14 protein-coding genes are annotated in these 12,775 nt (G+C 71.7%); 6 read left to right on the forward strand and 8 right to left on the reverse strand.

Annotated features, from left to right (window positions below):
• Positions 1-5: 5 nt before the first annotated feature.
• Positions 6-749, forward strand: a complete 744-nt coding sequence (locus tag AB0M80_RS07195) for a DJ-1/PfpI family protein (protein WP_364560089.1) — start codon at positions 6-8, stop codon at positions 747-749.
• Positions 750-882: 133 nt separating this feature from the next.
• Here AB0M80_RS07195 and AB0M80_RS07200 read toward each other — a convergent pair whose 3' ends face one another.
• The 4 genes from AB0M80_RS07200 to AB0M80_RS07215 all read right to left on the reverse strand — a co-directional run bounded on the left by AB0M80_RS07200 (position 883) and on the right by AB0M80_RS07215 (position 5,455).
• On the reverse strand, positions 883-3,210 hold the full coding sequence (locus AB0M80_RS07200) for an EAL domain-containing protein (protein ID WP_364560092.1): 2,328 nt from the start codon (positions 3,208-3,210) through the stop codon (positions 883-885).
• Positions 3,211-3,305: 95 nt separating this feature from the next.
• Positions 3,306-4,112 (reverse strand): ABC transporter permease, encoded by an 807-nt coding sequence (locus AB0M80_RS07205; protein ID WP_364560095.1) that lies wholly within the window; start codon positions 4,110-4,112, stop codon positions 3,306-3,308.
• Entirely contained in the window at positions 4,102-5,001 is a 900-nt protein-coding gene (locus AB0M80_RS07210) for an ABC transporter ATP-binding protein (protein WP_364560098.1), read from the reverse strand. The genes AB0M80_RS07205 and AB0M80_RS07210 overlap by 11 nt, the downstream gene beginning before the upstream one ends.
• A complete protein-coding gene (locus AB0M80_RS07215; protein WP_364560101.1) occupies positions 4,910-5,455 on the reverse strand; it encodes a hypothetical protein in 546 nt (181 codons plus the stop codon). Before AB0M80_RS07215 ends, AB0M80_RS07210 begins: the two co-directional genes overlap by 92 nt.
• Positions 5,456-5,651: 196 nt before the next feature.
• Between AB0M80_RS07215 and sigJ the strand changes: the two genes are divergently transcribed.
• On the forward strand, positions 5,652-6,515 hold the full coding sequence (gene sigJ / locus AB0M80_RS07220; RefSeq protein WP_364560103.1) for an RNA polymerase sigma factor SigJ: 864 nt from the start codon (positions 5,652-5,654) through the stop codon (positions 6,513-6,515).
• A 22-nt stretch (positions 6,516-6,537) separates the two neighbouring features.
• Here sigJ and AB0M80_RS07225 read toward each other — a convergent pair whose 3' ends face one another.
• Entirely contained in the window at positions 6,538-6,708 is a 171-nt protein-coding gene (locus AB0M80_RS07225; protein WP_364560105.1) for a hypothetical protein, read from the reverse strand.
• 506 nt (positions 6,709-7,214) lie between these two features.
• Here AB0M80_RS07225 and AB0M80_RS07230 point away from each other — a divergent pair.
• A complete protein-coding gene (locus AB0M80_RS07230; RefSeq protein ID WP_364560383.1) occupies positions 7,215-8,018 on the forward strand; it encodes a hypothetical protein in 804 nt (267 codons plus the stop codon).
• 214 nt (positions 8,019-8,232) lie between these two features.
• Positions 8,233-8,889 (forward strand): RNA polymerase sigma factor ShbA, encoded by a 657-nt coding sequence (gene shbA / locus AB0M80_RS07235; protein ID WP_364560108.1) that lies wholly within the window; start codon positions 8,233-8,235, stop codon positions 8,887-8,889.
• A gap of 3 nt (positions 8,890-8,892) precedes the next feature.
• On the opposite strand, the gene AB0M80_RS07240 is transcribed toward shbA, so the two are convergent.
• Together AB0M80_RS07240 and AB0M80_RS07245 are read right to left on the reverse strand one after the other, a co-directional pair.
• Positions 8,893-9,195: a cupin domain-containing protein gene (locus AB0M80_RS07240; protein WP_364560110.1), complete on the reverse strand. Its 303-nt coding sequence runs from the start codon at positions 9,193-9,195 to the stop codon at positions 8,893-8,895.
• A 55-nt stretch (positions 9,196-9,250) separates the two neighbouring features.
• On the reverse strand, positions 9,251-9,967 hold the full coding sequence (locus AB0M80_RS07245; protein ID WP_364560112.1) for an SDR family oxidoreductase: 717 nt from the start codon (positions 9,965-9,967) through the stop codon (positions 9,251-9,253).
• A gap of 84 nt (positions 9,968-10,051) precedes the next feature.
• Between AB0M80_RS07245 and AB0M80_RS07250 the strand changes: the two genes are divergently transcribed.
• Positions 10,052-10,591: a TetR/AcrR family transcriptional regulator gene (locus AB0M80_RS07250; RefSeq protein WP_364560386.1), complete on the forward strand. Its 540-nt coding sequence runs from the start codon at positions 10,052-10,054 to the stop codon at positions 10,589-10,591.
• Position 10,592: 1 nt separating this feature from the next.
• Here the strand turns inward: AB0M80_RS07250 and AB0M80_RS07255 are convergent, their stop codons facing one another.
• A complete protein-coding gene (locus AB0M80_RS07255) occupies positions 10,593-10,955 on the reverse strand; it encodes an RNA-binding S4 domain-containing protein (RefSeq protein ID WP_364560114.1) in 363 nt (120 codons plus the stop codon).
• A 208-nt stretch (positions 10,956-11,163) separates the two neighbouring features.
• Between AB0M80_RS07255 and AB0M80_RS07260 the strand changes: the two genes are divergently transcribed.
• Positions 11,164-12,726, forward strand: a complete 1,563-nt coding sequence (locus tag AB0M80_RS07260; RefSeq protein WP_364560117.1) for a GMC oxidoreductase — start codon at positions 11,164-11,166, stop codon at positions 12,724-12,726.
• Positions 12,727-12,775 lie beyond the last annotated feature (49 nt).

The raw sequence follows: 12,775 nt of genomic DNA on the forward strand, positions 1-12,775 counted from the left end.
CAGGCATGATCACTACGCAAACCACCCGCAGGACGGCGCTGACCGGCGTGGCGGCGACCGCGGCGCTGGGCCTCACGGCCGGCCCGGCGAACGCCCGGACCCGGGGTCCGCGGATCGGCGTCCTGCTCTACGACGGCTTCAGCCTCCTGGATCCGACAGGACCGGCCGAACTGCTGTCCCGGCTGCCGGGCGCGACGGTGACGATGATCGCCGAGCACCGCGGCCCGGTCCACACCGACACCCGCCAGGTCTCGGTCCTCGCCGAACGTTCGGTGGCCGAGATCGACCGGCTCGACGTGCTGCTGGTGCCCGGTGCGGGCAACCGTGGGACGGTCGCCGCGATGCAAAACCCGGTCCTGCTCGACTGGATCCGCCGCATCGACCGGCACACGACGTGGACCACCTCGGTCTGCACCGGCGCGCTGATCCTCGGCGCGGCCGGCCTGCTCCGAGACCGCGCGACCACGTACTGGGCCTCGGCCAGCTACCTGGAGAGCACGTTCGGCGTGAAGTACGTATCCGAGCGGTACGTCCGGACCGGCAAGGTCATCACGGCCGCCGGCGTGTCCGCGGGCATCGACCTCGCGCTCTGCCTCGCCGCCCTGATCGCCGGCGAGGAGACCGCCCGCGCCGTCCAGCTCGCCGTCGAATACGACCCCCACCCTCCCTTCGACTCCGGCAACGCCGCCACCGCCAGCCCCGAACTGAAAGCCCTCGCGCTGCAGCTGCTGGCCCAGTCGCAGAAGTAACTGCCGGCCGACACCGGATACCGCCGCCCGACCCTGCGCTACGAACGCAAAGCCGGACACTTCCTCGCCTTCGTCACCCTCGGAGCCAGCCTCACCACATGAGGCAAGCTCTAAGCGTCCCTCAAGGTGGCATTCACGGCTTTGCTGCGTGACCGGCCGACAGCGTCGACAGCCGCAGCGAGGAGAGCGGGGCCGGGTGGCCGAACCGGTAGCCCTGGGCGGTGGTGCAGCCCGCCCGGATGACCAGTTCGGCCTGCTCGGCCGTCTCGATGCCTTCGGCGACCACGCCCACGTCGAGGTCGGCGCACAGCCCGACCAATGACCGGCACAGTGCCGCGTCGCGGTCCGGCCGGACGCCGGTCGTCAGGGCGCGGTCCAGCTTGATCAGGTCGACCGGCAGCGCGTGCAGGACGGTCAGCGAGCTGTACCCGGCGCCGAAGTCGTCGAGCGCCACCCGGACGCCGAGGTCCTGCAGGCGGCGGATCGCGGCGGCCCCCGCCGCCAGGTCCGGCACCGGCACGGTCTCGGTGATCTCGACGACCAGCCGTTCCGCGGGGAGCCCGTACCGCTCGAGGCTCGCGCCGACGCTCTGCTCCAGCGTCTCGGCGCCGAGCCGGCTCGCGCACACGTTGACGTGCACCGTGAGGTCCACCCCGGCCGCGGTGATCTCGCGGCAGGCCAGGTCGAGCACCAGCGCGTCCAGCTCCGCGCCGAGACCGGCGCCTTCGGCCGCGCGGACGAACGTCTCGGGGGACACCGCCGTGCCGTCCCGCGAGGTCCACCGGGCCAGCGCCTCCACCGCCACCGGCGTCTCGTCGGCCAGCCGGACGATCGGCTGGAACACCAGGGCGAAGCCCTCCGGGAGGCCACCGTCCGCGCGGCGCAGCGCCGACGGGAAGTCGGGCGGGCCGTCCGGCGACGGGTGGTACACGACCGTGGTGTCCTTGCCGAGCCGCTTGCCGGCGTACATCGACGTGTCCGCGCGACCCAGCAGCACGTCCGAGGTGACCAGCGGTTCGGCCGGGTCCGGCACCACCAGGCCCATGCTCGCGCGGACCGGCACCAGCGTGCCGTGCACCGCGAACGGCCGCCGCAGCGCGCTCTGGATCCGGTCGGCGACGGCCTCCGGGGCGTCGAGCTCGCCCTCCAGCAGGATCGCGAACTCGTCGCCGCCCAGGCGCGCGACGGTGTCGCCCGCGCGCACGCAGCTCAGCAGCCGCTGGGCGACCGCGTGCAGCAGGACGTCCCCGCCCGCGTGCCCGAACCGGTCGTTGACCTCCTTGAAGTCGTCCAGGTCGACGAAGATCAGCACGAGCGGCCGGTGCCCGCCGTCGGCACCCTGCTCGACGGCCCGGTCCAGCCGGTCGGCGAACAGCGCGCGGTTGGCCAGCCCGGTCAGCGGGTCGTGGTAGGCCTGGTGGGTCAGCTGCTGCTGGCCCTCGTACACCCGCCGCAGCAGCAACCGGTTGTCCAGCAAGGAAAGCAGCTGCCGGGCGAGCACCAGGAACACGACCAGCACGCCGACGAACACCTCGACGCCGTCCGGCCCGGCCCCGGCCAGGACCTGCACGGTGATCAGCAGCGCGACCGCGGTGACCGGCACGTACGGCAAGGCCAGCTGCCACCAGTCGACGCCGACCGGCTGGCCCGCGTCCTCGCGCCGCCGCGTACTCGGCGTGACCAGCAGGGCGTACGCGATGAACAGCGGGCCGAGCACGAACCCGCCGTCCGACCACGGCTTCATGCTCTCCGCGCCGATGCTGACCAGGTAGGCGAACACGCTGTCGGAGCAGGCCAGCGCGACGATCCCGACGGCGGCCAGCAGCAGGTTCGTGCGGTAGGGGCGGTCCACCCGGTCGAACACGACCAGCAGCACCGCGACGACCACGACCACCAGGTCCGACAGCGGGTAGGCCATGGCGACGGCCCAGGTCAGCGCGTCCGGACCGGTGGCCCGCACCACCTGCCCGAGCGCCGCGGTCCAGGTGAGGATGAACAGCGAGCCGGTGACGACGAGCCCGTCGAGGACCACCGCGACGCCGAAGTGCGCGGTCCACTGGGCGGGCTGCCAGCGTTCGCGATCCGGCCGGGCCCGCGCGTGCGCGAGGACGAAGAGCGCGGCGAGCGCGAACACCGGGAAGCTGAGGTACCCGATGTCGGCCACCGACGGCGACGGCAGCCCGCGGCCGTCGACCAGCTGGTACCAGGACCAGGCGCACTGGCCGAGCGACCAGCCGGCCATGCCGAGCGCGACCAGGACCCGCCACCAGCGCTGGTGCCCGCGGACCCGGCGGGCGACGACGACGCCGCAGACGACCCCGGCGAGCCCGGCGCTCAGCTGCATGGCGTCGTCGACCCAGAGGGCGAAGGTGTCGCCCCAGAAGGCGAACCCGTTGACCACGACCAGGGCCGCCGCGACGAAGGCGAGCAGGATCGCCACGGGGTACCGCCGCACTGTCATGGCACCTCACGCGGTCACGCACGCCGGTTGGACCGGCAAACACTACACCGGGCGTGATCGGGTGCGAGCGCACCGCACCGGGTGGCCGGTCCTCGTCAAGCGATGTCCCGCCGGTGCAGCAGCCAGCCCCCGAGCACGCCGAAGACGACCAGGTACCCGGCCAGCACGGCGGTGGCCTGCCCGGACCCGACGACCCGCTCGACCCCCGGCGCGCTCGCCCCGAACGCGGCCGCCAGCGCCCCGGCGTTCGGCCCGGGCAGCACCTTCTGCAGCCGGTCGACCCAGTCCAGCAGCGGCGCGGCGATCGACGCCAGCAGGTTCTGCACCGCCAGCAGCCACACCAGGCCGAGCCCGATCGGCAGCGCGACCGAGCGCAGGCCGATCGCCAGCAGCACGCCGAGCGCGCCCCACATGGTCGTGACCAGCCAGCCGGCTCCGAGGCCGAGCGCGATTCCGGTGCCGGACGGCCAGCTCGGGACCTGCCCTTCCAGGGCCGCGACGAGTGCGCTCGCGCCCGCCGTCGTCAGGAACAGCGCGAGCACGGCGGCGAGCGCGCCCAGCGCGACGGTGACCAGCTTCGCGCTGTAGACCGCGACGCGGGACGGGTGCTGCACCAGCACTGTCTTCCACGTGCCGTAGCCGTATTCGCTGCCCGCCACCAGAACGCCGAAGATCAGCGCGAGGGCGCCGACGAAGATCGGCAGCCCGCCCAGCGCACTGCCGACGAACGCGTCCGGCAGCATCGCGCCCAGCCCGCGTCCGGTGCCCGGCGCCCCGCTCAATCCCGCGTACGGGATGGCGTAACCGAAGGTCAGCGTCAGGACGACGGCGACGGCCAGCAGCAGCCAGCTCGCGGGACGGCGGGACTGCTTGGTCAGCTCGGCTCGGATGTCACGCAGCATCGCGGGTGCCTCCGGTCAGGGCGAGGAAGGTCTGTTCCAGGTCGGGTTCGCGCCAGCGCAGCTCGGTGACGGCGAAGCCGGCGCCGACCAGTCCGGCGTTGACGCGCCCGGCCTCACCGGGGTCGACGTCGAGTTCGATGGCTTGGCCGACGGCTCGGACGCGGTCCGGGCCGAAGAGCAGGCCGAGGTGCTCGCGGGCCCGGCCGGGCGGATCGGCGACGACGCGCAGCGCGCCACCCGATCGCAGGTCCCCGACCGTGGTCTCGGTGACGAGCCGGCCGTGGTCCAGCACGCCGACGCGGTCGCAGATCTGCTCGACCTCGCCCAGCAGGTGGCTCGACAGCAGCACGGTGCAGCCGTCCGCGGCGAGCTTGCGGAGGGTGACCCGCATGTCGGCCATGCCCGCGGGGTCGAGGCCGTTGGTCGGCTCGTCGAGCACCACCAGCTGGGGGTCCTTGAGCAGGGCGGCGGCCAGGCCGAGCCGCTGCTTCATGCCGAGTGAGTACGTCGCATAGCGGTCCTTCGCGCGCTCGGTGAGGCTGACGACGTCGAGCACGGCGTCGACGCGGGTGCGGCGCACACCGGCGTGGTCGGCGAGGACCCGCAGGTTGGCCCGGCCGGACAGGTACGGGTAGAAGGCGGGCCCCTCGATCAGGGCGCCGACGCGGGCGAGGCTGGCGGGGCCCGGTGCGGCGCCGAGCAGCCGCACGCGGCCGGACGTCGGCCGGATCAGGCCGAGCAGCATCCGCAGCGTGGTCGTCTTGCCGGCACCGTTCGGGCCGAGGAAGCCGTACACCTCACCGGCGTGCACCGACAGGTCCAGGTGCTCGACCGCGGCGGCCGGTCCGTAGCGCTTGGTCAGCGCGGTCGTTTCCACGGGCAGGGTCATGGGTCTCCTTCCGGAGGCGGCCCCACGGCTTGAAGACCGAGAGGACGCTGGCGAACAGCAAGAGGCCGGGGGCGACGATCACGGGGTAGAGCAGGCCACCGGGATCACCCGTGGCCGCGTCGATCCCCGGCCGCAACGCGACGAGGATCAGCACCGCCATCAGGACGTTGACCGCCAGCTTCGCGGCCACCCACCAGTAGCGGACGAGGCCGTACCGGGTGCCGAGGCCGAGCACGACGCCGGTGGCCGGCGTGAGGACGGCGGCGGTCAGCATCGGCCAGACGGCGAACAGGCCGAGCGCCTGCAGGCTGGTGGCGCGGACGGCGGCGTCGTCGGAGATCAGCGCGGTGCCGACCAGGATGCCGAGGACCGCATCCATTCCGATCCACGCGCCGGCCACGACGATGTGCGCGACGAGGTAGCACTTGCGGGCCCGGCTGCTCAGCCTGGTCATGGTCGCCCCCTTCCGGCGCTTCCCATGATCGGGCCCGGCGTCGACGCGGTCGTCCGTCGTCGTACGGCACTTGCGCCTACGCCGGGCTGCGTACGCCGCGTACGGCAGGCGTGCTGCGCGAGGGAGCGCCGGTGTCACACCGCACCGCGCGGATTCGTCGAATCGAGGAAGAGCGGACGGAACGAAGGAGCCCGGGTTGACCGTGATCGTGAACGAGCGGCGGCAGCTGATCGGCCTCGCCTACCGGCTCTTGGGCTCGTCGAGCGACGCCGAAGACGTCGTCCAGGAAGCGTACGGCCGGTGGTACGCCCTGACCGGGGCGCAGCGGGCGGCGATCGAGTCCCCGGGCGCGTGGCTGACGACGGTCGCGAGCCGCATCTGCCTCGACCAGCTCGGCTCCGCCCGGGTGCGGCGGGAGCGTTACGTCGGCGAGTGGATTCCCGAGCCGCTGCCCGGGCAGGTGGGGTGGCTCACCGATCCGGCCGACCACGTCACGCTGGACGAGTCGATCACGATGGCGTTCCTCGTCGTGCTGGAGTCGATGACGCCGGCCGAGCGCGTGGCGTTCGTCCTGCACGACGTGTTCGGCTACCCGTTCGCCGAGGTGGCGGTCGTCCTCGGCCGGACGTCCGCCGCGTGCCGCCAGCTGGCCACCGCCGCGCGGCGCCGCATCGGCGCGGCCAAGGCGCCGGTGCCCGCCCGCGGCAGTGCGGACGTCGTCCGGGCCTTCAAGCTGGCCTGGGAGGCGCGGGACATCGAACGGCTGGTCGGTCTGCTCGACCCGGAGGCCACGGCCGTCGCGGACGGCGGTGGGCTGGCCGCCGCCGTCCGCCACCCGATCGAGGGACGCGAGGAAGTCGCGCGCTACGCCGTGGACCTCACGGGCCGGATCCCGGCGCTGACGCTCGTGGAGACCACGGTCAACGGGCGGCCGGGCCTGGCCGCCCGCCGGGACGGCGCCGTCGTGGCGGTCATGGCGTTCGAGGTGGCCGGCGAGGCGGTCCGGCGGATCTGGGCGGTGCGCAACCCGGAGAAGCTCCGCCTGTGGCAGGCGGCATAGGGGCCGGGGCGGGCGCGTCGGGCTAGCCGGGGCCGCCGGGTTCGTGCCGGCTCCGGGGCGCCGGCACGACGAACGCGATCACCGTCGCCGCCAGGCCGGCGAGCACGGACAGGTGCGCGGCGGCCGGCACGGCGCTGATCAGGAACAGCCGCAGCGACCCCGAGATCAGCAGGCGCCACATCCTCGGGCTCATGATCAACAAGTACCCGCGGCGGGCCGTCGTCAACCGGTGCCGGGACAACGGCTCGGTCACGTTCACCCGGCGGGGTGGGTGCGCGCGGGCGCAGGCCGGAAAGCGTGCGGCGGTGCGGACACGCGTTCGTCATTCGACGACTTCGACAGTCGCGGCTCCGGGCGGCACCGGTGGTTTCCACCGCACAATCGTTGCGCCGCAATGCGGTTGCCGGGAACGGAACGGCGAGGAGTTTCGACGTTTCCGGCGACCGCGAAAAGGAACCGCGGGATAACGATCCGTTTGCCGGACCGTGATCGACTGGACATCCGCGGTGGCGCTGGCGAACATTGACCTCCGTGCGGGTGAAGGGGAGGGGAACGGTGAGCCTCAGTGCGGCGGACGTGGTCGGTGAACTCAAGGCCCTGCGCAAAGGGAGGGCAATTTTCACCACACCGCTGGCGGCCCGGATCGGCCCCGCATTGCGCTCCGCTTGCGGCATTGTGGAAGATGACGGAACCGTGGAGATGCGGCGTAAGCTGTCCGATCGATTGCGGCCGCTGGTCGAGTCGTTGCCGGACGATCTGAAGATCGCGTTGCTCGCCGCATTCGCGCTGGACGAGCGGGCGCGGAAACCGTTCTACCAGGAACGGGTGCGCTGGGCGGCGAGCACGCTCGACCGCGACGACCGGACCGTCCGGCGGCGGATCGACGAGGGAATCGAGCAGATCGCCGCGCTGGCCGTCGCGGCGGCCGAACCGGCACCCCGGCGGTATCCGAGCCGCAGCTGGCACACCGAAGAACTGCGCGTCACGCTGGCCATCGACCAACCGGTGCCGGAGGCGTTCGAATTCCGGCGGGTGATCGCCGACGCCGACGAAATCGCCGTGCTCGACCTGGCGCTGACGCTGCCGGTCTCCGGCGAATCCGGCGATTCGGTGCATGAGTCCGATCTCGGCGTCGACGTGTTCCACGGCGGTGTGCTCGCCGGCCGGGTGCTGGAATCGAGTGACCGGATCGGGCTGGCGCTGCGGCTGCCGGAGCCGTTGCGACGCGGCGAGCGGCACGAGGTCGGCCTGCGATTCCGGGCGAACCTGCGGGAACCGCGGTACGTCTGCGTGCCGCGGCACCCCTGCGATCTTTTCGATCTGCACGTCCGGTTCGGTGACCGCGTGCCGGAGCGGATCATGCGCCTGGAAAAGGTTTTCCCTGGCGGCGCGGACGGCTGGCCGGGAACGGGTGCCGTGCTGGCGGCCGATGACGCCGGCGAGGTGCACGTCCGGTTTCGGAACCTCGCGCCGGGCTTCGCGTACGGAATTCGCTGGGCCTGATCTGTCCAGTATTTGTCCGGTGTTCCGCCGATGTCCGGCGGCCGTTCCGGATGGGTCGTGAATGGTTAACGGACAATAGCTGGACAACCACCGGCGTAGTGCAACGTTGCTGGTCAGCGCCTCGATACCCCGTATGTCGGACCGGGAATCGTCCAGGCACCTCAGTGTCCGTTGTGGACGGACTGGGCCCCGGTGGCAGGCACGAGGAGGGCCCGTGGAGACCATGCTTGGCCAGGCGGCGCCGGTGGTGGCGGCGGCCGTCGACGGCTACACCGTGCTGAAGGATTCGCCGCGGCCGGAGGGCGGCCTGGCCAAGGAGCAGCTCGACCCGATGGTGGCGGCGGCGCGCGGCGGTGACCCGGACGCGGTCCAGGCGCTGCTGCGGCTCATCAAGCCGACGGTCGTGCGCTACTGCCGGGCGCGGATCGGCGGGCGGGACTTGTCCTACCTTTCGGCCGACGACGTCGCCCAGGAGGTGTGCCTGGCGGTGCTGAAGGTGCTGCCGAACTACCAGGACCGCGGGGGCTCGTTCCTGTACCTCGTGCGCGCCATCGCGGCGAACAAGGTCGCCGACGCCTTCCGCTCGGTGGCCAGGGACCGGTCGAAGCCGGTGCCGGAGCTGCCGGACCGGCCGCTGGGCGGCAACGAGCCGGAGAACCACGTCCTCGAGCTGGACCTCGGGGCCCGGCTGGGCCGGCTGATGGCGTCGCTGCCGCCGCTGCACCAGGAGATCCTGTCGCTGCGGATCGTTGCAGGCCTGTCGGCGAACGAGACGGCGGAGGCGCTGGGCATCTCCGCCGGCAACGTCCGCATCACGCAGTTCCGCGCCCTGACGAAGCTGCGCGGCATGATCGGCGACGGCGGGCTGTGAGCGTCACTCCAGCCATTCGGTGATGAAGTGGTCGCTTTCGTGGATGTGCACGGCCTCGTAGACACCGGGGCCGAGCACCGCGAACTTGTGCGGCGTGCCGGCCGGGACGACGAGCACGTCCCCAGCGCCGCCGTCGCGCTGCTCGTCACCGACGGTGAACCGGGCCCGTCCGCGGATCACGACGAACGTCTCGGTGTAGGGGTGCCGGTGCAGCCGTGGCCCGGAGCCGACGACGTCCGTGCTTTCGCGGATGACCGAGACTCCGGACCCGACGTCGCGTCCTTCGAAATTCTCGCTGTCGCTCACCTGGCCAGCCTAGCTCCGGAGCACTCCGCCGCGAGGAGTTCGCCGAAGAGGCGCCTCACGCCTGCGCGGTCGGCCGGACGACGATCTCGTTGACGTCGACCTCCGCCGGCTGCTCGATGGCGAACGCGATGGCGCGGGCGATCGCCTCCGGCGGGATGGCGACGGCGTCGCGGGTCTCGCCGAGCCGGGCCCGGACGTCCGGTTCCGGGATGCCGTCGATGAAGTCGGTCGCGATCATGCCGGGAGAGACGAGCGAGACCCGCAGACCCGGGCCCGCTTCCTGGCGCAGGCCTTCGGAGATCGTGCGGACGGCGGTCTTGGTGGCCGCGTACACCGCCATCGTCGGCACGGTGTGGTACGCCGCCGTGGACGCCGTGTGCACGAACTGGCCGAAGCCCTGCTCGCGGAACACCGGCAGGGCGGCGGCGATGCCGTGCAGCACGCCTTTGACGTTGACGTCGATCATCGCGTCCCAGTCGTCGACGCGCAGGGAGTCGAGGGGGGAGATCGGCCCGACGCCCGCGTTGCCGACGAGGACGTCGAGCCGGCCGTGCCGTTCCCGGGCCAGCCGGACCAACGCGGCGACGTCTCCGGGGCGCCGGACGTCCGTCGGCAGGCTGGCCGCGCCCAGCCGCTCCGCCAGCGCGTCCAGCCGGTCCTTGCGCCGCGCACCCAGCACGACCTTCGCGCCGCGCTCGGCGAGCAGGGTGGCGGTCGCCGCGCCGATCCCGCTGCTCGCCCCGGTGATCACGACGACCTTGTTCTCGATCATGACACTCCTCGATTAAGTGGACACCTGTCCGCTTCGACCGTAGCGGACAAGTGTCCGGTTGGCTAGGGTGAGGAGGTGACCCCGATGCGAGCCGACGCCGAGCAGAACCGCGAGCGCATCCTGGAGGTCGCGCGGACGGCGCTCAAAGCGTCGAGTGACGCTTCGCTGCAGTCGATCGCGAAGGCCGCGGGGGTCGGCCAGGGCACGCTCTACCGGCACTTCCCCAGCCGGGAAGCGCTCCTGATCGCGGTGTACCGCCACGACCTCGACGAACTCCTCGACGCGGCGCCGGCGCTGCTCGGCGAACACGCGCCCGACGAGGCGCTGCGGCGGTGGTTCGCGCGCCTGGCGGCCTATGGCCGCATCAAGCACGGCGTGGCCCAGGCCGTCGAAGCGGCCACGCGTGCCGATTTGTCCGGTGCGTACTACGGACCGGTGATCGAGGCCATCACACTGCTGCTGGACGCGGGAAAGGCGGCGGGCGCGCTGCGCGAGGACGTCGACGGCGAAGACGTCCTGCAGCTGGTGGGTTTCCTGTGGCGCGCCGACTTCGGCGCGGACCGGGAGGCGCGCACGCGGCACCTGCTGGCCCTGGTCATGGACGGCCTGAAACCCCAGGCCTGAGTCAGGGTTGCTCCCGGAACGCGTCGAGCACGCGACGCTCCCTTTTGGTCGGCCGGCCCGCACCGCGTTCGCGACGGGCGACCGGGATCACCGATTCCGGGGGCGGCTTCGGGGTCCGGTCCAGGTAGCACGTCGCCGCGTCCGCCGCGCCCACGCGCTTCTGGATCACCCGGACCACGTCGAAAATCCTGGTCGTCCCGCCGATGCGCAGGCGCACTTCGTCGCCCGGCACCACGGTCGTCGCGGGCTTCGCGGGCTTGTCGTTGACGCGCACGTGCCCGCCGCGGCACGCCGCCGCGGCGTCCGGGCGGGTCTTCAGCAGCCGGACCGCCCAGAGCCAGCGGTCCACTCGGGTGGACTCCACAGTCGTCCATCATGGCCCATTCAGCGGCACGGTCCCGCCACCCGGGCAGGTTACTCGCGGGTATATGTCGACTTGTCTGTACCAGCAAGCTATAACTTGTTCTAAATACCTCAACGGTGAGGAACAACACATGAGTAACGAACCCGTGTGGAGAACAACTTCTAGCTCGGTATCCCGTCGACTCTTCATTGCTGGAACCGGTTCTATCTTGGCGGGCGCCGCACTGGCCGGCCGAGCCACGGCCGCATCGTCGCGGCCGGCCGCCGCGGCCACCGTTCCCGACGGCGCCCGCGTGCCCGCGCTGGTGATCGGCTCCGGGTACGGCGGCTCCGTCGCCGCCCTCCGGCTCGCCCAGGCCGGGGTCGACGTGCACCTGGTCGAACTGGGCATGGCCTGGGACACCCCGGGCGCGGACGGCAAGGTCTTCGCCACCACGACCAACCCGGACCAGCGCTCGTACTGGTTGCGCACCAGGACGAAGCAGCCGTTGTCCAACTTCCTCGGGTTCCCGATCGACCGCGACATCCCGCGCTACACGGGCATCCTCGACGCCGAGGAGTTCAGCGGGATCACCGTGTACCAGGGCCGCGGAGTCGGCGGCGGCTCGCTCGTCAACGGCGGCATGGCCGTCACGCCGAGGCGGGAGAACTTCGGCGCGATCCTCCCGACGGTGAACGCGGACGAGATGTACAACGTCTACTACCCCCGGGCCAACGCGGGTCTCGGGGTCGCCAACGTCCGCCCGGCCTGGTTCGACACCACCGACTGCTACCAGTTCGCCCGCGTCGGCCGCAAACAGGCCCAGCGGTCCGGTTTCCCGTTCGTGTTCGTGCCGGACGTGTACGACTGGGACTACATGGAGCGGGAGGCGGCCGGGACCGTGCCGAAGTCGGCGCTGGCCGGAGAAATCCTGTACGGCAACAACTACGGCAAGAAGTCGCTCCAGAAGACGTACCTCCCGAAGATCGCGGCGACCGGCCGGGTCACCATCTCGCCGCTGCACCGCGTGACGCAGGTGCTGCCCGCCTCGGGCGGCGGTTACACGGTGACGATGGAGCAGCTCACCACCGCGGGCGCGGTGTCCACGATCAAAACCGTGACGGCGGACAAGGTGTTCTTCGCCGCGGGCAGCGTCGGGACGAGCAAGCTGCTGGTGAAGCTGAAGGCGACCGGTGCGCTGCCGAACCTCAACGGCGAGGTCGGCAAGGGCTGGGGCGACAACGGGAACGTGATGTGCGGGCGTGCCAACCACATGTGGGACCCGACCGGGGCCCTCCAGTCGACCATTCCGTGCGGCGGCATCGACAACTGGGCCGCGGGCGGCGCGTTCGCGGAGGTCGCCCCGCTGCCGACCGGGATCGAGACGTTCGCGTCGTTCTACCTGTCGATCACGAAGAACCCGAACCGGGGCCAGTTCAGCTGGAACCCCTCGACGCGCAGCGTGGACCTGAACTGGCAGACGGCGTGGAAGCAGCCGTCGATCGACATGGCGAAGACCATCTTCGACAAGATCAACGCGACCGAGGGCACGATCTACCGGACCGACCTCTTCGGCACGTACAAGATCTGGGGCGACCATCTCACCTACCACCCGCTCGGCGGCGCGGTGCTCGGCAAGGCGACCGACAACTACGGCAGGCTCGCCGGCTACCCGGGCCTGTACGCGATCGACGGCTCGCTGATCCCGGGCAACACCAGCGTGAACCCGTTCGTCACCATCACGGCACTGGCCGAACGCAACATCGAGAAGATCATCGCGACCGACTTCTGACCCGACGGTCGTGAGGGGCGGGCCCCGCCCCTCACGACCGCTTTTCGGG

This window comes from Amycolatopsis sp. NPDC051045 (genome assembly GCF_040682955.1).
In the GTDB taxonomy this organism is placed as follows: domain Bacteria; phylum Actinomycetota; class Actinomycetes; order Mycobacteriales; family Pseudonocardiaceae; genus Amycolatopsis.